This is a genomic window from Butyrivibrio sp. VCB2001 (assembly GCF_000423965.1).
In the GTDB taxonomy this organism is placed as follows: Bacteria; Bacillota; Clostridia; order Lachnospirales; family Lachnospiraceae; genus Butyrivibrio.
Window position 1 is genome coordinate 129,586 of record NZ_AUIZ01000001.1, and the last position, 22,285, is coordinate 151,870.

General features: G+C 42.9%; 23 protein-coding genes. All 23 read right to left on the minus strand.

All coding sequences use genetic code 11. From position 1 onward, the window contains the following. Nucleotides 1–9: 9 nt before the first annotated feature. Nucleotides 10–876 (minus strand): adaptor protein MecA, encoded by an 867-nt coding sequence (locus G589_RS0100595; protein ID WP_026520706.1) that lies wholly within the window; start codon nt 874–876, stop codon nt 10–12. Between the two features lie 72 nt (nt 877–948). Beyond that, nucleotides 949–1,959 (minus strand): hydrogenase expression/formation protein HypE, encoded by a 1,011-nt coding sequence (gene hypE / locus G589_RS0100600; RefSeq protein ID WP_026520707.1) that lies wholly within the window; start codon nt 1,957–1,959, stop codon nt 949–951. Between the two features lies 1 nt (nt 1,960). Further along, nucleotides 1,961–3,010, minus strand: a complete 1,050-nt coding sequence (gene hypD / locus G589_RS0100605; RefSeq protein ID WP_242826392.1) for a hydrogenase formation protein HypD — start codon at nt 3,008–3,010, stop codon at nt 1,961–1,963. Next, nucleotides 3,000–3,224 carry a HypC/HybG/HupF family hydrogenase formation chaperone gene (locus G589_RS0100610; protein WP_026520709.1) on the minus strand — a complete coding sequence of 75 codons (225 nt, stop codon included), beginning with the start codon at nt 3,222–3,224 and terminating at the stop codon, nt 3,000–3,002. Before G589_RS0100610 ends, hypD begins: the two co-directional genes overlap by 11 nt. Before the next feature lie 9 nt (nt 3,225–3,233). Further along, entirely contained in the window at nt 3,234–5,546 is a 2,313-nt protein-coding gene (hypF, locus tag G589_RS0100615; RefSeq protein ID WP_026520710.1) for a carbamoyltransferase HypF, read from the minus strand. After that, nucleotides 5,543–6,049 (minus strand): 4Fe-4S binding protein, encoded by a 507-nt coding sequence (locus G589_RS0100620; RefSeq protein ID WP_035775041.1) that lies wholly within the window; start codon nt 6,047–6,049, stop codon nt 5,543–5,545. Before G589_RS0100620 ends, hypF begins: the two co-directional genes overlap by 4 nt. A 42-nt stretch (nt 6,050–6,091) precedes the next feature. Then, nucleotides 6,092–7,171 (minus strand): hydrogenase large subunit, encoded by a 1,080-nt coding sequence (locus G589_RS0100625; RefSeq protein WP_026520712.1) that lies wholly within the window; start codon nt 7,169–7,171, stop codon nt 6,092–6,094. 14 nt (nt 7,172–7,185) lie between these two features. Then, complete coding sequence (locus G589_RS0100630) at nt 7,186–7,518, minus strand: NADH-quinone oxidoreductase subunit C (protein ID WP_026520713.1); 333 nt, start codon at nt 7,516–7,518, stop codon at nt 7,186–7,188. Next, the gene (locus tag G589_RS22360; RefSeq protein ID WP_026520714.1) at nt 7,515–8,213 is read right to left on the minus strand and encodes an NADH-quinone oxidoreductase subunit B family protein; all 699 of its coding nucleotides are present in this window, start codon (nt 8,211–8,213) and stop codon (nt 7,515–7,517) included. The genes G589_RS0100630 and G589_RS22360 overlap by 4 nt, the downstream gene beginning before the upstream one ends. Nucleotides 8,214–8,234: 21 nt before the next feature. Beyond that, nucleotides 8,235–9,104: a respiratory chain complex I subunit 1 family protein gene (locus G589_RS0100640; RefSeq protein ID WP_051192089.1), complete on the minus strand. Its 870-nt coding sequence runs from the start codon at nt 9,102–9,104 to the stop codon at nt 8,235–8,237. Further along, nucleotides 9,104–11,038, minus strand: a complete 1,935-nt coding sequence (locus tag G589_RS0100645; protein ID WP_242826393.1) for an NADH-quinone oxidoreductase subunit 5 family protein — start codon at nt 11,036–11,038, stop codon at nt 9,104–9,106. The genes G589_RS0100640 and G589_RS0100645 overlap by 1 nt, the downstream gene beginning before the upstream one ends. Nucleotides 11,039–11,079: 41 nt before the next feature. Next, a complete protein-coding gene (locus G589_RS0100650) occupies nt 11,080–11,400 on the minus strand; it encodes a metal-sensing transcriptional repressor (protein ID WP_026520717.1) in 321 nt (106 codons plus the stop codon). A 132-nt stretch (nt 11,401–11,532) separates the two neighbouring features. Beyond that, the gene (locus G589_RS0100655) at nt 11,533–11,976 is read right to left on the minus strand and encodes a MarR family winged helix-turn-helix transcriptional regulator (RefSeq protein ID WP_022767213.1); all 444 of its coding nucleotides are present in this window, start codon (nt 11,974–11,976) and stop codon (nt 11,533–11,535) included. 55 nt (nt 11,977–12,031) lie between these two features. Beyond that, nucleotides 12,032–14,452, minus strand: coding sequence for an HAD-IC family P-type ATPase (locus G589_RS18380; protein WP_242826394.1), 2,421 nt, complete (start codon nt 14,450–14,452; stop codon nt 12,032–12,034). An 8-nt stretch (nt 14,453–14,460) separates the two neighbouring features. Next, nucleotides 14,461–14,739, minus strand: coding sequence for a cell division topological specificity factor MinE (gene minE / locus G589_RS0100665; protein WP_022767215.1), 279 nt, complete (start codon nt 14,737–14,739; stop codon nt 14,461–14,463). Nucleotides 14,740–14,753: 14 nt separating this feature from the next. Further along, nucleotides 14,754–15,533 (minus strand): septum site-determining protein MinD, encoded by a 780-nt coding sequence (gene minD / locus G589_RS0100670; RefSeq protein ID WP_026520718.1) that lies wholly within the window; start codon nt 15,531–15,533, stop codon nt 14,754–14,756. 20 nt (nt 15,534–15,553) lie between these two features. Next, nucleotides 15,554–16,294 carry a septum site-determining protein MinC gene (locus G589_RS18385; protein ID WP_155832478.1) on the minus strand — a complete coding sequence of 247 codons (741 nt, stop codon included), beginning with the start codon at nt 16,292–16,294 and terminating at the stop codon, nt 15,554–15,556. Nucleotides 16,295–16,471: 177 nt separating this feature from the next. After that, nucleotides 16,472–17,425 (minus strand): translation elongation factor Ts, encoded by a 954-nt coding sequence (gene tsf, locus G589_RS0100680; protein ID WP_026520719.1) that lies wholly within the window; start codon nt 17,423–17,425, stop codon nt 16,472–16,474. A gap of 41 nt (nt 17,426–17,466) precedes the next feature. Continuing rightward, nucleotides 17,467–18,225: a 30S ribosomal protein S2 gene (gene rpsB / locus G589_RS0100685; RefSeq protein WP_026520720.1), complete on the minus strand. Its 759-nt coding sequence runs from the start codon at nt 18,223–18,225 to the stop codon at nt 17,467–17,469. A 256-nt stretch (nt 18,226–18,481) separates the two neighbouring features. After that, complete coding sequence (locus tag G589_RS0100690) at nt 18,482–19,213, minus strand: hypothetical protein (protein ID WP_026520721.1); 732 nt, start codon at nt 19,211–19,213, stop codon at nt 18,482–18,484. A 15-nt stretch (nt 19,214–19,228) separates the two neighbouring features. Next, nucleotides 19,229–20,218 carry a DUF6115 domain-containing protein gene (locus tag G589_RS0100695; RefSeq protein ID WP_026520722.1) on the minus strand — a complete coding sequence of 330 codons (990 nt, stop codon included), beginning with the start codon at nt 20,216–20,218 and terminating at the stop codon, nt 19,229–19,231. Between the two features lie 71 nt (nt 20,219–20,289). Further along, nucleotides 20,290–20,670, minus strand: coding sequence for a hypothetical protein (locus G589_RS0100700; RefSeq protein WP_022767222.1), 381 nt, complete (start codon nt 20,668–20,670; stop codon nt 20,290–20,292). Nucleotides 20,671–20,694: 24 nt separating this feature from the next. Then, entirely contained in the window at nt 20,695–22,272 is a 1,578-nt protein-coding gene (locus G589_RS18390; protein ID WP_051192093.1) for a DUF342 domain-containing protein, read from the minus strand. Between the last annotated feature and the right edge of the window lie 13 nt (nt 22,273–22,285).

The following is a 22,285-nucleotide window of genomic DNA, read 5'->3' on the forward strand; positions in this document are numbered from 1 at the left end:
TGATCTTCGTCACATATCAAGTGATGCCATTTCACCAATTGCATTACATTTGATGATGCAATCGTAATTCTCTTTTATGTGTGCAATTACATTAAGGTTACTAGCTTGAAAATGTCCAAATTCGTATGCCATTGTAAACAGTGATGCAAATACCTTGGCCTCTTCACCCTGTCTTAAGAGATCAAGATAATATTTGCCGTTTACAGAGTTCTTGTACAAGCTGCTGGAAATTCTCAGCCCCTTTGGTGCCTTCTTGCAGAATTTGATAACTGTGTTAAGATCATCAAATTCAAAGATGTACTCGTGGAATTTGAGTCTTCTTTGATTCTTGTCCTCATCGGAAAGCTCTCTTTTCCTGCCTGCAGGTGTTGAAATCTTGTCAGCCTTTTCCTTGGCGCTCTCTACGGTAGCATTGCCGTTTACGGTAAGCTTCTTAGCATCTTTTTCATCGCTATCTTCGCTCATCATATCCTTGACTGAATTGGTGAGCTGCTTAAGACTCTTAAGATACTCATTAAGCCTGTTTATCCGATCCTCAGAAGCGCTGTCCCCAATATCCTCAAGGACGTTCTTAGGGATCTGTATTCCGGCCTTCTCGGTGAGGTTCTTAAGTATCTCACTAAAGGATGCCGAAGCATTTTCTGAAAGTGTAAGGGAAATTGAATGATCCGGAAGAACCGTTATCTGCATCGGCATAAATGCGCCTGTAGGCTTATAATCAACCTCTTCCTCTGCCTTCTTCATGACTTCATGTAAAAAGTCCATGGCCTCTTTCTTCTTCTCGAAGAGATCCTCAAGCTTTATTCCCTGTTCAAACATATCATCTTCAGTGATGATGCATGTTACTGTATCTTTATTTATTCTCTTAAATTCCATATTTTACCCTGATCTTTAATTAGTACAAAACAAAAAACCACTAAAAATCTTATGAATTGTATAATAACACATCTAGCAGATTCTTGGAAGTCCTTCCCCGTACATAGGCCCAACCACGCGCTTTCCGCCTATTTTTGTCCTGACAAAGACTCCGATGTCACCACTATTTATATCGGCTTTTTTTACGGATCCGATTACCTTTGCATTTTCACCGTAACGAGACTGCTTTATGAGTAAAAGAGCTTTCTCAGCATCCTCAGCGTGGACTGACAATACCATCTTGCCCTCATTTCCCATGTAGATCGGGTCAAGGCCAAGTATTCCGCAAAAGTCCTTAACTGCAGGTGATACGGGAAGATCTGTCTCTACAAGCTCTATGCTGCACTCAGAAGCTGAAGCAAACTCATTTAGCACAGTTCCAAGGCCTCCTCGTGTCACATCCCTCATGGCATGAACCCTTATGCCTTCGCTTAGGAGTTTACCTACCATCTCAGTTAGTGGCGCATTATCTGATTCTATGTTTGATTCAATACCCATACGTTTTCCGAGAATGGCTGCATGATGATCGCCAAGGTTGCCAGAAATTATGATCTTATCATTATCCTGAAGCTTAAAAGGTCCGGGTACATCAAGATCATCAGGTATAAATCCAACACCTGAAGTGTTGATGATAAGTCCACCTTCTCCACCTCTGTTTTCTATTACCTTGGTATCTCCTGTGACAACGACAACGCCAGCCTCCCTGGCAGTCTCAGCCATAGATGCTATAACTCTGTCAAGAAGGTCAATATCAAGGCCTTCCTCGAGAATACATCCGCAGGTGATATACTTTGGAACTGCTCCGCTCATAAGAAGGTCATTGACTGTTCCGCAAACACAGAGCCTTCCGATGTCTCCACCGGGAAATTCAAGCGGCGTTACAACGAACGAATCTGTTGTTACAGCAAGTTTTCCTGCTCCGGGAACTACAGCTGAGTCCTCGAGCTTGGACAGATACTCATTATTAAAATGCTTAGCAAATACTTCTGATATAAGTTTTGAAGTGGACTCTCCGCCACTTCCGTGTGCCATTGTTATTTTCAAGTTAACGTCTCCCTGAAATATAGTAGTTATAACAGCTTCCCTCTGTGGAAACCATGCATGCGCCGTGAGCATTGTCCGGCGTACAGCTCTTTCCGAATAAAGGACACTGATTTGGAGTTATCTTGCCTACAAGAACCTTCTCGCAAGAGCATCCCGGTGGCATGTGATCTTCATCAAGGCCAAAGCTTCCGGCATCAAAGTCCTTGTACTCCTGCCTTAAAATCATTCCTGAGCCTTCAATTTTGCCCATTCCACGCCAGGATGAATCAGACTCTTCAAAATATTTATTAACGCAGGATTTGGCCATTTCATTGCCATTTGGGGTAACTACCTGCCTGTAGAGGTTCTTAAAGCCGCCTTTACCCTTCATTTTAACCAGGGCATAAATGGTAAGAAGGAGCTGTTCTCCCTCAAAGCCTGATACTACAAAGGGAATTCCAAGCTCTTTTGCCAGATCCTTAAATATCTCTTCGCCGGTAACAGCTGCCACATGTCCCGGTGCTATAAAGCCATCGATACCTCCGCCGTTTTTTACAACCCAACGGATTACCTGAGGCATAGTCTTAAGCGATGTTAAGAGCTTGAGATTAGTTATATGTTCTTCTATTGCCTTCTCGATGACTCTTCCGTAAACGGGAGTCGTTGTTTCAAATCCTATAGCAGCAAAGACATAATTGACCGCAGGATTCTCTTTTGCAATGGCAATCGAATCCATAGGCGAATAGAGCATCCTTACGTTTGCCCCCTCTGCCTTGGCATCAGATAGTGACATCTTACTGCCCTTAACCCTTATGAGGTCTCCGAAAGTGAGCACACAGGTGTTCTCAGAAAGAGAAAGTTCAACAAGCCTGTCTATCACTGCTGTTACAGTAACACACACAGGACATCCCGGGCCTGATATCAGCTTGATCTTAGGTGATAGCATGGAAGGAATACCGTTTTCAGAGATTGCTGCAGTATGTGTTCCGCAGACTTCCATGATCCTCACTTCTTCGCCATCGTAGTTCCTTAGCTCTTCAATTACTCTTTGTAATATGTTATCAGCCGCCAACGCCTATATCCTCGATTTCCTTAAACATCTCTTCAAGCTCGTCCGCCATGGAATCGTCCATGGTCTGAATGATACAGCCTGCGTGAACCAGGACTCTGTCACCAACCTTGACATCAACAAGTCCGGCCTCGGCAGTTACAATATTACCGCTAAAGTCCACAGTGGCTTTAGTTCCCTCCATCTTAATTACTTTTCCGGGTAATGCTACGCACATATAATACTCCTATTTATCTGTTCCCTTGAGCATTGCGTAATACGCCTGACCAAGGGATATACCTCCGTCACCCAGAGGCACTTTTTTGTTCCAATAAACTTTAAAGCCAAGATCACTTAGAGTTTCTATCGATTTACCAAGAATTATCCTGTTGTTGAAAACTCCGCCCGATAGGCAAACAGTATCGATTCCTATCTCACCTCTAAGTGCTTCAAAAGCTTCTTTTATCATTTTTACTATTGCCATATGAAAACCGTAAGCTATGGCTTTTGTATCATAAGCTTTAGTATTATAACACATGTATATATCTTTAAATAAGCTTATCTGGTCAAAGACTAACTCGTCGCTTTCGTTTTTCTTTTTAAACTCAAACTCCGGATAAGCTCCATTATCTTCTTCCATAAAGCTATGGGCATATTTCTCAAGATTAACTGCACACTCACCCTCATAGGTATTGTAAGAGCATATCTCTAAAAGAGCTGCTACAGCATCAAAAAGCCTACCCATACTGGAGGATTTAAAACTTCCTGCTCCAATCTTTTGGGCTGCCATCATCATCCTAATTTTGCTGTCCATTAAAACTCTCTTATCATCAAGAAGTCCCAGGCTTATACATTCACCGATGTAACAGTCCATGGTCTGAACAGCATCTTTGGACGCCTTATCTCCACCCACAAGGTTTACATATGACAGATGCCCGGCTCTGATCGGATCATCACTTTTTATCCTGACAAACTCACCGCCCCATATCGCACCGTCAAGTCCGTATCCTGTTCCGTCAAAGGCAGCTCCAAGTGCTTCATTTATGCCATTTTCAGCCATTACAGAATATATATGTGCAAAGTGATGTTGAAGCTTAAGCTGTTTAAGCTTCATCTTATCTGCCATATAGGATGATGCATAAAGCGGATGAAGGTCACTTACCACCACTGTCGGCTCAAGCTCAAAGAGCTCTTCGTAGTGTCTCTTTACCCCATTCCAGAAGTCCATGCTATAGGTATCATTATTAAGATCTGAAATGTAATGCGTTGTAAGGATTCTGTCCTTTTTAGCAAATGATATCGTGTTTTTCAGATCGCCGCCTGTTGCAAGGATACATTCTTTGTTTTGAACAAAAGAGCTGTTTCCTTCTATTACAAAAGGAAGCGGAGCATAGCCTCTTGCCCTTCTTATAAACTGGGCTGATTCTCCGGATATGCTATCTATCGTAAATACTACAGAATCATCCTGGGCTATGTTTATCTCCCTGTCATGGTAAAGGATTCCGGCGATTTCGCCAAGAAAAGTCTTCTCAAAAAGGTCATCTTTAAAAATGATCGGAGAATCAGACTTATTTCCGCTGCTTACGATAAGAGGTCCTACTTCATCACATAAAATCCTGTGTATTCCTGCTGATGGCAGAAACGCTCCTATATATATGCTTCCCTTATCAACTTCGAAGGGGAAGTCTGTTTTCTTTTTTAAAAGAACTATAGGCCGCTCTGAAGATTCTAACAGTTCCTTCTCAAGTGGGCTTATATGAGCTGCCTTAGATGCAGCTTCTGCATCAGAAAACATAACAGCAAAGGGCTTATTTTCCCTGCCCTTGATTTTCCTAAGTTCAAGTGCTGCTTTTTCTGTTGGCATGCACACTAACTGATAACCTGATACTCCCTTAAGTCCTATTATTCTTCCATTTTTAAGCTCCGCAACTGCTCTTTCAATCGCCTCTTCTTTTTGAAGTTCCTGCGTTTTCCCGTTATCATCGTTAAACACAAACTTCATCTGAGGTCCGCAGTCGTGACAGGATATAGTCTGTGCATAGTGTCTTCGACCTTTTGAGTATTCTTCCCTACACTTTGGACACATCTCAAACTTGTCCATCGTAGTTGTTTCCCTGTCATAAGGGAGTCTGTTTATTATGCTGAATCTCGGTCCGCAAACAGCACAGCTTATCAGAGGATGAGCGTATCTTCTGTTCTTCTTATCGAGAAGTTCATCCATGCAGTCCTTGCAAATACCGATATCGGGAAGAAAAACAGGAATCTCCTCTGAAAGATTAAGCTCTTTACTCTCGATGATAGAAAAGTCATCGGGAACTTCCAAAGAAGGATCTGCCTCTTTTTCGGTTACAGACAAAATAAAGGCGCCAAGTGGCATTTCATTTCTGAGCAGACAAACAAAAGAGGCAATATCTGCTTCTTTACCGGAAATAAGTATCTCAACAGCTGCCCCTATGTTCTTTACGTTGCCTTTTAAGCCGTATTTAGTTGCCCACTTAGCAATAAAGGGGCGATATCCAACACCCTGAACCGCCCCTTTAACTGTTATTATTTTTGTCATTCTTTGTTTTCTGCAGGTGCTTCCTGCTTAGGTGCCTGAGCCGGTGCTGTAGGAGCAGGTGCGGGAGCATTTCCCTGTGCCTGTGCCTGTGCCTGAGCTGCCTTAGCTGCAGCTGCAGCAGCTGCTCTTTCCTTAGCTGCCTTCATAAGAGCTTCCTGAGCAGCTATAGCCTTCTCAGACTGCTTGAAGGTCTTGGTAACCTTTTCTGATCCGGGTTCCTGGAACCTAAGTCCCATGGAAAGTGATTTCTTAGGACAGTTATCAACACAGCATCTGCACTGGATGCAGCTCATAGGTCTGATGGACCAGGTCTTTTCTGCCTTGTCTACAGTGATAGCGTGTGTAGGACATTTAATTGAACATAATCCGCAGAGGATGCAAAGGTCCATATCGTTCTCAACATGTCCTCTTGTTCCCTCCGGGTACTCTTTTTCTACCTTTCTTGTCTTAGGCTTTGAAAAGAGATTATGAAGTACTGTTTTATTGAAACTTACAATTGCCATTTCTATCTCCTTTAAGTGAAAAACATCTCTTTTAACAAATGATTATCTCTCTGTACAGCTGATACATGGATCAATTGTAAGAACCAGAATAGGCACATCAGCAAGGTCGCATCCCTTAAGTGTCTCAACAAGTCCTGAAAGATTTGCAAAAGTGGGGGTGCGGACTCTCATTCTGTCTATAAACTTAGTGCCGTTAGCCTTAACGTAGTAGATAGCTTCTCCACGAGGCTGCTCAATTCTCATTACGTACTCACCGTTTGGCATTCCCTTAACAGGAACATCGATATCGCCTGAAGGCATGTGATCGATGAGCTGACGGATAATATCGAATGCCTGGAATATCTCTTTGATACGGCACTCTGTACGGGCATATGAATCGCCTTCGGTTGAAATTATAGGCTCAAAATCAACATCGCCGTAAGCACAATAGCCTGTTGTTCTGATATCTCTTGAAATACCGCTGGCTCTAAGGAAAGGTCCTGCACATCCAAGAGCATCAGCCTGCTCAGCAGTAAGAATACCAACGCCGCGAAGCCTTGTCTGAACTGCCATATCGTTAAGGAAAGGCTTGGCAATAACCTTAAGGTCCTCTTCCATCTTATTTATTCTCTGATAGAAGTCCTTAAGCATCTCATCTGATACATCTCTTCTGATACCACCAACCTTCATAACTGAGAAAATTACACGGCCGCCGGTAGAAGCCTCGAACATATCAAGAGCCTCTTCTCTGAGTCTCCAGCACTCCATGTAGAGTGACTCAAATCCAAAAGCATCGGCAAGAAGACCGAGCCAGAGAAGATGTGAATGAATTCTTGAAAGCTCAGACCAAATTGTACGAAGGTACTTAGCTCTTGAAGGCACATCGATATCCATGATGTGCTCAACGGCCTCACTGTATCCAAGGCCATGGCCCAGTGAGCAGATACCACAGATACGCTCAGCAACATAGACCATCTCGTTAAAATCTTTTTTATCAACCAGCTTCTCAAGACCTCTGTGGATGAATCCGATTGAAGGAATTGCTTCAACGACTTTCTCATCCTCCATAACAAGGTCAAGATGTATGGGTTCCGGAAGAACCGGATGCTGGGGTCCAAATGGAATTACACTTCTAGTAGACATTTTGGTTCCTCCAATTATTTAAATGGTGTCTCGATCGCTGTGCGATAGAGCTTTCCTTCAAAATCAATGTTGATCATCTTGATCTGAACTCCGAAGAGATCATGCATCTCATTTTCATAAATGAATGCGCAGGGATAAATACTTGTGATACTTGAGATCTCCTGATCCTCGGGAAGAACCATCTTGAGATTTTTCATCTCAAGGTCTTTTCCAAAGGTATAGATGAGCTCGTATGCATCGGGAACTCTTGTCGCGCACTGCTGAATAAGATGATATCCGGCAAATTTAAGCTTCTGAGATTCATCAATGATACATTCCGGATTAACAGTTATAAATTCTGTATTCACTGTTTGTTTTCTCCTTTCTCAGAATTATCTGCCGCTGCAGGAGCAGGTGAAGAAGCCGGTGCAGCTGCCTTAGGTGCTGCCTGCGCAGGTGCTGCAGGAGCTGCTGGCTTGGGAGCGGGCTTAGCAGTTGCCTTGATCTTCTCTTCAGCCTGCTGTCTAAGTGCTTCCTCAGTAAGTACTGCGTCATACTGTGTGCTTGGATCGTAGTCATCGGCAGTCATATGAATAGCCATCTTTGAATAGTCTACTGTACAGTAACCCTGCTTCATGGAGGCTTTAAGTTTAGCTCTCTTCTCCTCAAGGATTCCTACTGCCTTAACAACGCCCTCGATAAGAGCCTCAGGTCTTACAGCACATCCCGGAACATATACATCTACGGGAACAACCTTATCTGCTCCGCCCAGAATGTTGTAGCACTCCTTGAAAATACCGCCGTCGCATGCGCAGATTCCGCAAGCTACAACAACCTTTGGATCAGGCATCATGTTGTAGAGCTGTCTTACAACAGGAGCTGTCTGTGCATTGATACCTCCTGTAAGAAGCAGCACGTCTGCATGCTTGGGGTTTCCTGTGTTGATGATACCAAATCTCTCAACATCATAGAGAGGTGTCATGGTAGCAAGAACTTCTATATCACAGCCGTTACAGCTGGAACCGTCATAATGTAACACCCATGGTGATTTTGCAATGTTCATTGATTTACTTCCCTTCTATTCTTATTTCAGTACGTTGAGGATCAGCAGATTAGTTCCTGCAAATACAAGGATAACTGCCCATGTTACCTTAAGCATTGTGATGTATTTAACTCGAGGGAACACGTTATCAATAAGTGTCTCAAGGAAGAATACAACAATGCAGGCAATTATCGCCCAGATTCTGCTGATAGGGCTCTGCGTAATAAAGAACATTCCAACAATACCCATCATCAGGACTGTGTCATACCACTCAGCAATCTCAACAAGAGCAAGGTTTGAACCGGAAAGGTCTGTTGTAAGTCCCTTTACCATCTCCTGATGCATGTGGTGTGATGTACTCAGATCGAAAGGTGATTTACGAAGCTTGATTATCAGGATAAATACGAAGCCGATAAAGAAGCCGGGAATCTGAATAATAGCAGGTGAACTTGCCTTAACAAGGTCGTTTACCATGAAGCTTCCCTGTGCATAGTAGAATCCGATTGCAACAAGCAGGGTCATAGGCTCATAGCACATCATCTGCAGAAGCTCACGCTGCGCACCCATGATACTGTAAGGACCATTGGTTGAAAAGGCAGCCATGACCATAAGTACCTCTGACATTGACAGCGCAAAGAATACAAGGAGCATATCTCCGCCTGCAAAGAAAAGGCAACCTGTAAATACAGTCATGATAAGATATCCTGTCACAAACAGAACCTGGATACTGTTAACAACGGTGGTCTGCTTGTGAAGGAGCTTGTTTACATCATAGAAGGGCTGAATAATAGGTGGGCCCTGTCTTCCCTGCATACGTGCAGCAAAGAGTCTGTCAGTACCTGACAGAAGTCCTCCGATAAGAGGAGCAAGTATTAAGTATAATACGGCTTTTATAATATAGTTGATTTCCATCAGATAGCACCTCCAACAACGATGATCAGCATTACTGCCACCAGGACAGCTGCTACCCAGATACAAGGCCAGAGAAGTTTCTTCTCTCCGAAGTAATCTTCCATGTACCAGTTAGACATGTAAAGGGCTCTCTCCTTACCGAAGGAGTCTATGTAATGTCTGTCGTCACCTGCGTTAACACCGGCAACGTAAGACATTGTCATCTTGGAGTTCTTACCGATTGAAAGGAATCTTGATCCAATAGGGATCATGAATACCATAGCAACCATGATCATCATGATGATAACATCGCTTCCACCGATAACATCGGGGATGTTTGCGTGATATGCCTCATCAAGGATAGGCTGGATCATGTGACCTGACATCCAAGGGAATGCAAAGCACATGATGATAATAAGTGAAGTAAGAGGGAAAATTGAAACCAGCTCACTTCTTGGTGTTATATCTTCAAGCTCAAAGGACTGATGAATTACTGTACAAATCTTGCCCAGCCATTTAGCCCAATAGAAAAGTGTACTTCCTGAACCAAATACAAGGAAAAGAACCAGCCATACAGATCCTGAATCAACGAAGGACTTAAGAGCTGCCCACTTTGATACAAGCATTCCAAATGGAGCCATGAACATTCCGCAGATACCGATGATCATGATGAAAGCAAGTCTTGGAAGCTTGATGATAAGACCGTGCATATCCTCGATGTCACGGCTGTGCATGCAGTTCTCGATATCGCCGACTGTCTGGAACAGAAGTGACTTTGAAACAGCATGGAAAAGAACCAGCATAACAGCTGCCCAAACACCTTCCTGAGTACCTGTACCGGCACATGCAGTGATAAGACCAAGGTTTGAAATTGTTGAATAAGCAAGCACCTTCTTGCCGTCGCTTACTGTTATTGCAAGAAGTGATGCAGCAAAGAATGTAAATCCACCGATGACAGTGATCATAACACCTGTCAGGGTTCCCTTCATAAGGGGTGAAAGTCTGATCAGCATATATACGCCGATTTTAACCATTGTAGCTGAGTGAAGAAGTGCACTTGAAGGTGTAGGTGCAACCATGGCGCCAAGGAGCCATCTTGAGAATGGGAACTGTGCGCTCTTTGTAAGTGCAGCAAATGCAAACAATGTAGCGGGAACGATAAGAGCCGCCTCCTTCATACCCATATCTGTAACCTGGCTTAAGTTTGACATACCAAATCCCATGTTGCAGATCATGAGTCCTGCTGCGAATCCGCATCCACCGAGAAGGTTCATCCAAAGTGCTCTGAATGAATTGTCTACTGCTTCCTGCGTTCTTGTGTATCCGATCATAAGGAATGAGCAAACTGATGTGATCTCCCAGAAGAAGTAAATCCAGCTAAGACTGTCTGATGAGATTAGACCAAACATAGCTCCGAGGAATACAAACATAAGAGCAAGGAAATAGTTGGATCTATCCTGAACATCTGTGTGATGATGATGATAGTCCTTCATATATCCTGATGCGTAGATACAGATAAGGATACCTACGATACCTACAATAAGGTACATAACAGCTGCAAAGGTATCGATTCTGATATGAGTATTACCTTCTACAACTCTTCCTGTAAGGTCCATCCAAAGAACAGGAATTGTTCCTGCCAGTGAGAACAGGATCGCATAATATTTCTTGTACTTGATGCTGAGGAAGCATACAAGGCACATAAGGAATACCTCTCCTGCGATCACGAACTTATCAGGTAAGTGGGTGTTCTCAAGATACATAAACTGAGATGTATCTCCTGATGTGATAACGGTAACTGCCACATAAATAGCAGCTGCCATGATAGTAAACCCACCAATCATAATAACAGCACTTCTAAGACGACTTGTCTGCTTAAGAAGTCCTACTATTACTGCCATGATAAATGGGAAAAGAATTAGAAAGTTTACTACGTCAATAATTGGAATAGTCAAGGAATTTCGCCCCTTTCACATACGATTCTCCAAGCCAAAGCTTAGGAGTTTTTCATAAATTTGTCGACAGCTTCGTTTAATTCAACGATAGCCTGTTCATCCCCGTCCTGAACTGCGTGAACAATGCAATGACTCATATGTTCCTTCAGTATCTCTTTTCCGCAGTTATTGATTGCGGATCTGACGGCAGCCAGCTGTATGAGTACTTCAGTACAATCTCTGTCATTCTCCACCATGGTCTTAACAGACTCCAGGTGTCCGATTGCCTTTGAAAGCCTGTTGACGATGGCTTTCATATGTTCAGGGTCATGATGATGCTCATGATGATGGTGCTCATGATGATCCTGAGAGTGACCTGTCATATAAACCTCCATAAATAATGTGCGTTTATGTTAATTTTTTGACTTTCCTTTGTAAAAAAAATCAAATCCCCAATAAACGCACAACTGACCGAATAACATTATATTTCTGTTGACTAAAAAAATCAATAAAGATTATCTAACATTTCCGATAATCTTATATAAAAGCTTGTAGAGTACTCCAGCCTCTTCTGCTGTGAGCTGTACACATGAACCCATTGCATCAGGAATAGAGAGCGCCTTCTCTCTTAAAGCCATGCCCTCTTCTGTGATTGAAACAACAAGATTTCTCTCATCCTCAGATGATCTCTCTCTTGTGATATATCCCTTTGATTCAAGTTTTTTAAGAACAGGAGTAAGTGTACCGGAATCAAGATAAAGACACTCACCTAAAGTCTTAACATTGACAGTACCCTTCTCCCAGAGAACCATCATTGTAATGTACTGAGTATAAGTAAGGTCGATATCATCAAGGTAAGGCTTATATTTCCTGATGATCTCCTTTGAACAAGCATAAAGAGGGAAACAAAGCTGCTTTCCAAGTTTAAGTGATTCATATTTTTCTTCGTTAATACACATAATAATCTCCATCAAATCAAATTTTATACTATTAAATTATACCACAAAATTTGAATTATGTTCTTTTATCTTTTGTAAATGCTAAATTGCTTTGTACTTTCTCCTCAACAAAGGTAAAGAACATAGTAAGATAGCGCATGAAAGGCTCTGTTGCAATGGCAAACAAAACAAACAGCATAGCACATTTCATTGATACATGGCTGATAGAGAACAGATCGTTGAAGATGATTGCTGCAAGTATCATGCCAAGGATACAGCCTCCGATAACGCGAAGTCTATACTTATTAAGAGGATAACAGATGTTTGCAAGGATAATAAATCCGACTATTGCTAAAAGAAATGTTGAAGCAACAGAAACATCCACCTGATCCACGCCAAAAGTATTTCCAAATACCACCAGTGCTGCTATTGCTAAGAAGTCTGTAAGCGCAGCCGGCATAGCTTTTAAAAGAACCTTTATAAGGAAGTGACCTTCTATCCTCTTATGATTAGGCTCCATAGCCAGGAAGAAGCCGGGTATTCCTATATTAAATAAACTCACCATGGTAATCTGTGACGGCTGTAGCGGATATGTAACAACATTTATTATGGAGAATACAGCAAGCAGCAGTGAAAAGATATTCTTCACCAAAAACAGTGTTGCTGTTCTCTCTATGTTATTTATGTTCCTTCGTCCCTCTGCCACTATTTTGGGCATGTTCGCAAAGTCATCATCCATGAGAACAACCTGAGCTGCCTGAACAGCTGCATCAGAGCCGGCTGCCATTGCAACGCTGCAGTCTGCATCCTTCATGGCAAGGATATCGTTTACACCATCACCGGTCATGGCAACGGTATGACCATCTCTTTTAAGGGCTTTTACAATCTTCTGTTTCTGCTCAGGAGATACACGTCCAAATACTGTGTATTCCCTCACAGCTGCCGGGATGTCACCATCATCGAGGGTGCTGGCATCCACATATTTATCACTGTTCTCAATGCCGGCATTTGCCGCTACGTTTGATACAGTCATGGGGTTATCACCCGATATTACTTTTACGTTTACGCCCTGCTTCTTAAAATAAGCAAAGGTTGCAGGTGCATTTTCTCTGATAGGATTCTGCAAAAGAATGAATACCAGAGGCTTTGTCCTAGCCCCTGTAAGGACTCCGTTTGGAAGCTCAACAGAGAGATCATCACTGTTTTCATCAATGATGCTTGTTCCGTCAGCTCCTCCGAAATAGCTTGCAAAGCATAAAACTCTAAGTCCAACAGATGCATAGCTGTTTATAAGATCCTTGTAATTCTCATATTCATCCTGAAGCACAAACTCCGGTGCTCCCATCAGATAGGTTCCGTCCTTGAACTGGACTCCGCTGTATTTGAATTTTGAAGAGAAAGAATGAAATGACAGGCATGTTCTGCTATTCCTTATTGGGAAATAATCCTCAAGAGCATGCATTGTTATATTGTCATCCGGAACACATCCGATATAATCAGCAATCAGATTAACATAATAATCTAAAGCCTCAGGCTCTTTTGAACCATCGGATAAAACAGCATCTGCTACAAGCATGCTGTTATCGGTTATAGTACCGGTCTTATCCACACAAATGGTATCTACTCTGGCTAAAGTCTCAATACTTCTCATGTCGTGAAGCATAACCTTTTGCTTGGCTAGCCTAATGGTACTAAGTCCAAGTGTGATACTAAGAAGCAGATATAGACCTTCAGGAATCATTCCGATAAGAGCTGCCACCATTGATGGAACGCTCTCTGCAAAGGAATTGCCTTGAATAAAAAAGCTCTGAACAAAGAGAAGGATACCGACAGGAATAATGATGAGTCCTGCAAAAGCAACAATCTTGTTGATGGACTTGACCATCTCGGACTGCTCTGAAGAAGGCATCTTCTTGGCCTTTAGCATAAGCTTTGAAATATAGGAATCCTGTCCTACTCTTGTCAGCTCAGCAAGGCACTTACCTGAAACAACGAAACTTCCGGACATGAGCTCATCTCCTGATTTCTTGTTGATCTCATCCGCTTCACCTGTAAGAAGCGCCTCATTGACGGATATCTCACCGTCAAGGACAACTGCATCAGCGCAGATCTGACTTCCTGCAGAAAGAACAATCACATCCCCAAGGACAAGCTTGTCGACATGGACAATCTTCTCTTCACCGTCTCTTATGGCTGTCACCGTGGTCTGGTGAAGAACCTTTAGTCTGTCTAAAATGTTCTTGGCCTTAATTCCCTGGAAAATACCTATAAGGGCATTACAGATAATAACCGGAAGAAAGGTAAGCGAATTCCATGCACCGGAAATCACCAGCAAAATGGCCATAATAAAGAACATCAGGTTGAAATATGTGAATATGTTCTCTCTGATTATTTCCCTATTGGTCTTTCCGATATTTTCAATTTGTGTGTTGCCTTTTCCCTGCTGCAAAAGTTCATTTACTCTTGCAGCTGAAAGGCCTCTGCTGTTACTGTCCATAATTTGGTTTATTTTGCACTATGATTAATATTTTTAATAGGAATATTAGCGTAAAGAGCAGGAACTGTCTTACCGCTGTTATCCTCAGTGTCCATCTGGGTGAAATTGATGTCAATTCCATCCATATCAATCTCAGCGTACTTAGAAAGCACTTCTATGATGTCGCTTCTGATCTTCTGCATTATCTCAGGAGAGCAGCTGGCTCTGTCAGATACAAGAACAAGCTTTAATCTGTCTTTAGCAACATCGCTTGATGATTTCTTTTTAAAAATGTCTGTAATCTTCATTGCTCAGCCTCCTATCACTTTTTCTTAAACCAGGAAAAAAGACCCTTTCTCGCTTCGAGATCAAGGAAAGGAACTGCCTCGCCCGTAACTCTTCTGCAGATATTCATGTATGCCTGACCGGCCAGTGAATTGTCACCAACCAAAGGCTCACCATTGTTGGTGGCAACTACGATATTCTCATCATCCGGAACCTGACCGATAAGCTCTACTGCAAGAATATCCACAACATCATCTGCAGACATCATGTCGCCTCTCTTTATCATATCAGGACGAAGTCTGTTCACAACAAGCTGAGGATTCTTGATCTCATTAGCCTCAAGAAGTCCGATGATCCTGTCTGCATCTCTTACCGCTGACACCTCAGGTGTTGTAACAACCAGTGCTCTGTCAGCTCCTGCAATAGCATTCTTAAATCCCTGCTCAATTCCTGCAGGGCAATCAAGAATTATGTAATCAAATTCTGTTTTTAATTCATCTGTGAGCTTTTTCATCTGCTCGGGTGTTACGCTGGTCTTGTCCCTTGTCTGTGCTGCCGGTAAAAGGAAGAGGTTCTCGTACTTCTTATCTCTTATAAGAGCCTGCTTCAACTTGCAGTTCTCCTCTACAACATCAACCAAAGTGTAGACAATTCTGTTCTCAAGTCCCATAACGACATCAAGGTTACGCAGTCCTATATCAGTATCAACAAGAACAACCTTCTTGTTGAGTTTGGCAAGACCTGTTCCAAGATTGGCAGTTGTTGTTGTCTTACCAACACCACCTTTTCCTGATGTAATAACTATTACTTCTCCCATGTTTTCCTCCTGAACTTCTTTTAAATCTTATAAAACTCTCTTAAAAATGATGCACCGTAGCCCGTCTTAACAATATGGCCGTTCTCGATGTAGGCAACTTCCGGGTCTCCCTCGGTACTGGATAGGAACTTCTTTTTCTTTACTTTAAGCTTTGCTCCTTTTTCAGCATCCGGAGAAATGGCTATGGCATCTGCAATCCTTACCTGGATTGGACGAAGGTCCAGTGCCATGATGATTGCATCTCTGTCACCTCCTGCACCTGCGAAGGCATTGCCTCTTAATTCTCCGAGAATATAGATGCTTCCATAAGAAGTAACATTAGCACCTGGCTTAACATCGCCCATTACTACAATGCTCTTTTCACTGGAAATATCCTGCCCGGAGCGCAGATTGCCCCTGTAGATCAATGCGCTGTCATCAAATGTGTCATCAAGTGGCACGTCGCTCTGAACAGGCTCCTGCTGAGGTTCCAAAACACCCATAGCACGTTTAAAGCCTGTTTCAAATACTGATTCATCGTCAATGATACAGGTAATTGTAAGGTTTGAATTTGCCTGAATGATTTCAACAACTCTATCAGTCTCTACATCAGAGAGCTGCCTTCCTCTGATATGAAGTCCCATATTGTTCCTACCGAGAAATGATGATGCCTCTTTAAACTTATCCTTAATGGACAGGCAAAGATCCTCGAAAGATAAAGACGGATCCAAAACCAGAATGATACCTGACTTTGTTCCTTTGATTGTTACTGCTGCATCCAAAATGAAATCACCCAACCTTTTTCATACAATATGTGCGTATTTTATCCCCAAAACGCACTATGACTAGTATATGACATTTGCCCTTAAAATTCCACATTCAAAGTGCACAAAATAATATTTGGATAAAAAAAGGAGCTTTGGATAAACCAAAGCTCCTAAAAGACTATTTAAAAAAGATTAGTTAAGAGTTCCTGCCTGCTTAGCAACTTCCTCAGCAAAGTTCTCGTTCTTCTTCTCGATACCCTCACCGGTCTCGAAACGAACGATCTTCTTGATCTTGAGGTTTGCATTGTTGTTCTTGCCAACCTGTGCAAGGTACTGAGCAACAGTCTGCTTGCCATCCTCAGCCTTAACGTAAACCTGCTCATTGAGGCAGATCTCCTTGAACTCCTTGTTAAGACGTCCGATAAGCATCTTCTCGATGATCTCCTGAGGCTTTCTCTTTCCTTCAGGAAGCTCCTCGTTCTCCTTCATAGCCTGAGCAAGAAGGATCTCCTTCTCGTGGTTTCTGTACTCCTCTGAAATATCCTCAGAAGAAATGAACTTAGGATTAAGAGCTGCAACCTGCATAGCTACGTTCTTAACAGCATCCTTGATGTCATCGTTAACAACATCAGTATCTGCCTCAACAAGAACAGAAATTCTTCCGCCGCCATGCACGTAAGGAACTACAATACCGTTCTCTGCGACAACCTTCTCAAATCTTCTGATGCTGAGCTTCTCAGAAATAACTGCTGTGATCTCGACAAGAGCATCGTTAACAGTCTTGGACTCGTCAAGGTTCCACTTCTCAGCCATGAATGAATCAAGATCCTTGGAATCTGAATTAACAGCCTGCTGTGCTACTGCCTCAACAAATGCCTGGAACTTATCGTTCTGTGCAACGAAGTCAGTCTCTGAGTTAACCTCAACAACTGCTGCTGTCTTGTCATCCTTTGTGGCGATTCTTGTAAGACCTTCAGCTGCGATTCTGCTGGCCTTCTTCTCAGCCTTCATGATACCGTTCTTTCTAAGGTACTCAACGGCTGCATCCATATCTCCGTTAGTCTCTGTAAGAGCCTTTTTGCACTCCATCATTCCGGCGCCTGTAGACTCACGTAACTCTTTAACCATTGCTGCTGTAATAGCCATTTATCTATCCTCCGTAAGGTTTATTTTATTGTACTAGGCAATTATGCCTCTACTGTTTCCTCAGCCTCTGCCTCTTCAGCGCCCTCAGCGTCATAGTTAGCAGCTGCATCAGACTCTGCACCCTGATTAGCCTCGATAACAGCGTCTGCCATCTTACCAACGATAAGCTTTACTGCTCTGATAGCGTCATCGTTACCGGGGATGATGAAGTCAAGCTCTTCTGGATCACAGTTTGTATCGCCGATACCGATAAGTGTGATTCCAAGAGACTCAGCCTCCTGAATGCAGATTCTCTCCTTCTTAGGATCTACAACAAAGATAGCATCAGGAATTCTCTTCATATCTCTGATTCCGCCAAGGTTTGCCTGAAGCTTTGAAAGCTCCTTCTTAAGCTGAGCAACTTCCTTCTTAGGAAGAACATCGAATGTTCCATCTTCCTGCATCTTCTCGATAGCCTTCATACGAGCAATCCTACTCTGAATTGTCTTGAAGTTTGTAAGCATTCCACCGAGCCATCTCTCATTTACATAGTACATTCCGCAACGCTCAGCCTCTGTCTTAACTGCATCCTGAGCCTGCTTCTTGGTTCCAACGAAAAGGATTGTTCCACCCTGCTGTGCAATCTCGAATACTGCCTTGTAAGCCTCGTCAACCTTAACAACTGACTTCTGAAGGTCGATGATGTGGATTCCGTTTCTCTCTGTGAAGATGTAAGGAGCCATTTTAGGGTTCCATCTTCTTGTCTGGTGTCCGAAATGTACACCTGCTTCAAGTAACTGTTTCATTGATACAACGCTCATTTTAATACCTCCGTTTGGTTTAATCTTCCGCAAATCCCTTACCCGTTAGTCCACAAGGGGCGTTATCCTATGTGGTGAGCTCCTGGCTGATCAGTATAACTGACACCGGCCCGGAAGAAGGAAATGCGTGTTTAATTGTTACTGCCATGTGCCTTCAAATAGGCATAAATAGCCTATATAAGTCCACAGCTCTCTAATATTATCACAAGAGAAGCAATAAATCAACAAAAAAGAAGCGGAAATTCCACTTCTTTTTTTAGCCAGTCGTTATTATCTTAGCTACCTGTTCGTACGTAGCATTTTCAGGAAAGGACTTGGTTCCTGATCTGATTATTCTGTCGATCCTATTCTCTACAAGATATTTATTAAAAGCAACTGCATCGTCTACGATTCCTTCTCTTGCAAGAAGTGCAGCCACACCATCACTTCCCATTCCTCCGGGAATTGTGATCTGTTTAGTCCCCGAATTGCTTACCACTGTTTCTTCTGAAGGCTTAGTGGTTTCTGCAGATGTAGATTCGGTTGATGCTGCCTCCTCAGCAGAAGTTTCTGCAGCAGAACTTACTTCTTCTGATTCGCTCTCTGCAGCTGTGCTTGTTTCTTCTTCCGATTTATTATCGGTAGATGCGTCAGAGCTGCTGCTACTTTCTGCGATCTTATTTTCTGTTTCTTCCTTCTCTTCAGCCACTTCTGAAACAGGTGGATCTGATAGAGCGATTTCCGTGTTGACTTCTTCAGGTATTTTTTCTCCGATTTGATCCAACGCCTGATTGGATGAAGATGCATCATCGCTTTCTACCTCGCTGTCTTCACTTTGTGTCTGGGTCAGAACCTCTGCAGAGCTTTCGATCATTCCAAGAGCCTTAGCTCTTTTTATGACTTCAGCATCGCTCATGGTCGCCTTTCTTCCCCCAAGGGCAAAGCCCATAACTATCGCAGTGAGAATTATTCCGATTCCCATACCGCGTAGATAATACTTAAGTTTCATGTACTGCTCATCCTCTTATCTGACTTTTCTATGCTTGTTTGAAAGATCAATAACAAGCTTAACTTCACCTATACCAAGGCCAAGCTCTCTTGCAATGACCATATTGGACTTACCTGCCTTGTGCATTTCAATGATCTGCTTATTCTGAGAAACAGGATCATTGGCTGTGAGTTCCTTCATATTTCTATCAGGGTTCTTAGATCTTCCTTCAACTCTGACAGCTTCGGTTATCTGAACAACCTTAGATGAAGTCTCTTCTTTTTCTTTACCACCGATTACGTGGAGATTTGATATCTGCTCTGAAGTAAGAACTTCTGCAGGAATCTCTTCCAGAATATCAAGTTCCTTTAAATTCTTTTCATCTACATATCCGCTTTCAACCGGTAAAGGCTCCGGTTCAGGCTCTATCTGACTTATAGCAGGTTTAACAGGCTCTGCCTGCTCAGGAGTAACCTGTTTGGGCTTAACGGGAATCTTGATTCCGCTTAATGTATCCTCAGTTTCATCTAAAAGAATTGCTCTGACGTTATCGGGAGCCTGAGCCTTAAGGGAACTTGTTGCTTCCTGAGCTTCTCTGGCGGTAGCTTCTGCATCTCTTACTACCTGTTTGGCTTCATCGGCCTTTTTTGTTACCTCAGTGACAACATTTGTAAGATTCTTGTGTTTGTCATTGAGCATGTCATACATGAACATTACTTCGTCATGATTTTTGTGGATATCATTGATAACAGTATCAGAATACTCGCCAATTGCCGAAAGCTTCTCATTAGAGATGCGTTCCATGGCTCTTTCTGTTCTGTCCAGAGAATTCTCGACGGTGTCATCCACCATATCTTCGATGGTTTCCTTCTGATCCTCAACCTCACGTCTAACAAGCTCACGAATTTCACGTTCCATGAGCATCTTGTCTTCTTCGTCAAGCTCTTTTCCTGCAGGAAGAAGGTATCCCAATATGATCGCGGCAAATCCCGCGACGATGAGAACAATTTCCGTAATACTTATCATTTCTCCGCCCAATTACCCCACAAAAATTAAACGTACGTAAAAATACGTCTATTTATTATAATATAGATAGCTCAAATCTTCAAATCAAAACCGGATGAGATACGAAAATCAACAGGCTTTCCGTTTCTGTCAAGAATATTGCCTGCCATCTTCTCCATCTGTTCAACGGTGAGCTGTCTTTCAGGTGGGTTATCCCCGTTTTTCCCTCTCCTGTTTTTTCCACCGTCTCCCATGTATTCGTTTGAACCTTTGTCCTGCGCATCAGCGTTCATTCTGCCCTGGTCAATGTCATTCTTGGCATTAACAGAGTGTTCCTTGTTCTGAACCTCTTCTCTGAACTGAGCCTGAAAATTCTGCTGGTCCGCTACGGGTCTTGCCTCCTCGGCAGCCCTTATTGATGTGACATCTGTCGATGTCGCCATCACCCCAAAATCGATGTGATTGATTGACATGGGTCATACACCTCCTCTCTCCTCTTAGATCGGTGCTAGTCTCACATCCCCTTCCTTTATAATAAACCTGCTGTACTGAACAGGTTTTTTAACTATCATGGATAGCTCGCCGATACTTACTGTTGTGCCGGGATAAGCTGTCCCCTCAACAATTACATCAGCTTCCTTGGCTTCTGCAAGCCTTTCCATAAGTTCTGCATATTCAGTTGAATCCTGTTCGACCTGAGCGCTAAGTGTCTTATTGAGTTCAATAAGCTTCTTGGCATTAGCAACCTGATCCGGCGTGAACTTCGCTCCGGCCTTTAACATCTTGGTAAAGCCCTCAATAGTAGGTCTGATGCCTTCCAGATTCTTATTGGCTGCTGCGATGCTCTTTTGCAGATCTTTCAGTCTTATCTTAACCTGTGGATCGGCGCCTACCTCAATAACTGTATTGGCTCCCATCTCAGATCCAAGGATCTTGGCCTTTATCCTGTCGGATGCGGATACCTTGCCTCCGGCGATAAAGCCTCTTCTTCCGGTAACGTTTATCTCGGTTCCGGAAGAAACTGTCGAATGGAGAATGCACTCGCTGGTTATTCCACCTCTTGCTGATATATTAGCATTTTCTATAAATTTTGTAACTACATTTCCGCCTGCCTTGATATTTCCGCCTGCTTTTACTCCGCATTCAAGAATGACATCGGCTCCTGCATCTAAGTTCGCACCTTCAACAATGCCTCTTACAACGATGTTTCCGCCTGCCTTTACGCTAAAATTGCTGGCAACTACTCCCTTAACTTCGACGCTGCCTTCATAGTCTATATTACCTGTAGCAACATCGACGTTTTCAAGGACAAGCACGTCGGATACAGTGATCTTTCCGTCTTTTAAAGTAACATGGCCGGATTTTTCAGCAGTCAGTGTCAGTTTATCCTCGGAAAGAGCAGTGTTTTTTCCATATTTAATAAAAGCGCTTTTTACAGCGTGAGGTTTAATATTCTCACCATGAACATTAATGCCGGGTTCACCGAGCTCTTCCGGATGCAACGTAGCAAGGAGCTGTCCGGCCTGGACATTATTTATAAGATTCAAATGGAAATAGTCCACACTTCCGTCTTCTTTAAGTGTGGGCTTAGCCCTCAGATTTGCATTAAAATGAAGTTCTACTTTGGCATCGTGTCCTTCTTTTACAGGCTTACCCTGTGCCACAACGATCTCAGTACAGTATTTTCTGTGCTCAAAGAAATCGTGAATAGCATCTGTCTGTATGCCATAGGTTACCTTCCTATAGGCAAGTGAATCCATGACTTCTTTTTCTGTCATGAGCTCCGCGCCTTCGCTTGGAGGGTAAAAAAATGCCGTGACTTGCATACGATCCTTTGAAATGTCGAATTTACAGCCTTCTCGCTCAGGAAGAAGCTGAGCATCTGTAAACATTACAACATTCTCATCCGCCTTTGTCACAGCATCGTTAATAACAACTACATCGTATTGAATTTTTCTGTCGTCAAGATAGTCCCTTACGTCATTAACATTTAAGGGCTGACCCCCATCAGTCGGTGCATAGACCCTGATTCCGGTTCCTTTTGGTGTTATAACCAGTTGAAAATACCCATTCATATTCTACCTCACA

What these genes read in the sequence shown, in the direction of transcription:
- G589_RS0100595 (WP_026520706.1), bottom strand. Translation starts at nt 876, where the DNA reads ATGGAATTTAAGAGAATAAATAAAGATACAGTAACATGCATCATCACT.
- G589_RS0100610 (WP_026520709.1), bottom strand. Translation starts at nt 3,224, where the DNA reads ATGTGCGTAGCATTACCCGGAAAAGTAATTAAGATGGAGGGAACTAAA.
- hypF (WP_026520710.1), bottom strand. Translation starts at nt 5,546, where the DNA reads ATGACAAAAATAATAACAGTTAAAGGGGCGGTTCAGGGTGTTGGATAT.
- G589_RS0100620 (WP_035775041.1), bottom strand. Translation starts at nt 6,049, where the DNA reads ATGGCAATTGTAAGTTTCAATAAAACAGTACTTCATAATCTCTTTTCA.
- G589_RS0100625 (WP_026520712.1), bottom strand. Translation starts at nt 7,171, where the DNA reads ATGTCTACTAGAAGTGTAATTCCATTTGGACCCCAGCATCCGGTTCTT.
- G589_RS22360 (WP_026520714.1), bottom strand. Translation starts at nt 8,213, where the DNA reads ATGAACATTGCAAAATCACCATGGGTGTTACATTATGACGGTTCCAGC.
- G589_RS0100640 (WP_051192089.1), bottom strand. Translation starts at nt 9,104, where the DNA reads ATGGAAATCAACTATATTATAAAAGCCGTATTATACTTAATACTTGCT.
- G589_RS0100650 (WP_026520717.1), bottom strand. Translation starts at nt 11,400, where the DNA reads ATGACAGGTCACTCTCAGGATCATCATGAGCACCATCATCATGAGCAT.
- G589_RS0100655 (WP_022767213.1), bottom strand. Translation starts at nt 11,976, where the DNA reads ATGTGTATTAACGAAGAAAAATATGAATCACTTAAACTTGGAAAGCAG.
- G589_RS18380 (WP_242826394.1), bottom strand. Translation starts at nt 14,452, where the DNA reads ATGGACAGTAACAGCAGAGGCCTTTCAGCTGCAAGAGTAAATGAACTT.
- minE (WP_022767215.1), bottom strand. Translation starts at nt 14,739, where the DNA reads ATGAAGATTACAGACATTTTTAAAAAGAAATCATCAAGCGATGTTGCT.
- minD (WP_026520718.1), bottom strand. Translation starts at nt 15,533, where the DNA reads ATGGGAGAAGTAATAGTTATTACATCAGGAAAAGGTGGTGTTGGTAAG.
- tsf (WP_026520719.1), bottom strand. Translation starts at nt 17,425, where the DNA reads ATGGCTATTACAGCAGCAATGGTTAAAGAGTTACGTGAGTCTACAGGC.
- rpsB (WP_026520720.1), bottom strand. Translation starts at nt 18,225, where the DNA reads ATGAGCGTTGTATCAATGAAACAGTTACTTGAAGCAGGTGTACATTTC.
- G589_RS0100690 (WP_026520721.1), bottom strand. Translation starts at nt 19,213, where the DNA reads ATGAAACTTAAGTATTATCTACGCGGTATGGGAATCGGAATAATTCTC.
- G589_RS0100695 (WP_026520722.1), bottom strand. Translation starts at nt 20,218, where the DNA reads ATGATAAGTATTACGGAAATTGTTCTCATCGTCGCGGGATTTGCCGCG.
- G589_RS0100700 (WP_022767222.1), bottom strand. Translation starts at nt 20,670, where the DNA reads ATGTCAATCAATCACATCGATTTTGGGGTGATGGCGACATCGACAGAT.
- G589_RS18390 (WP_051192093.1), bottom strand. Translation starts at nt 22,272, where the DNA reads ATGAATGGGTATTTTCAACTGGTTATAACACCAAAAGGAACCGGAATC.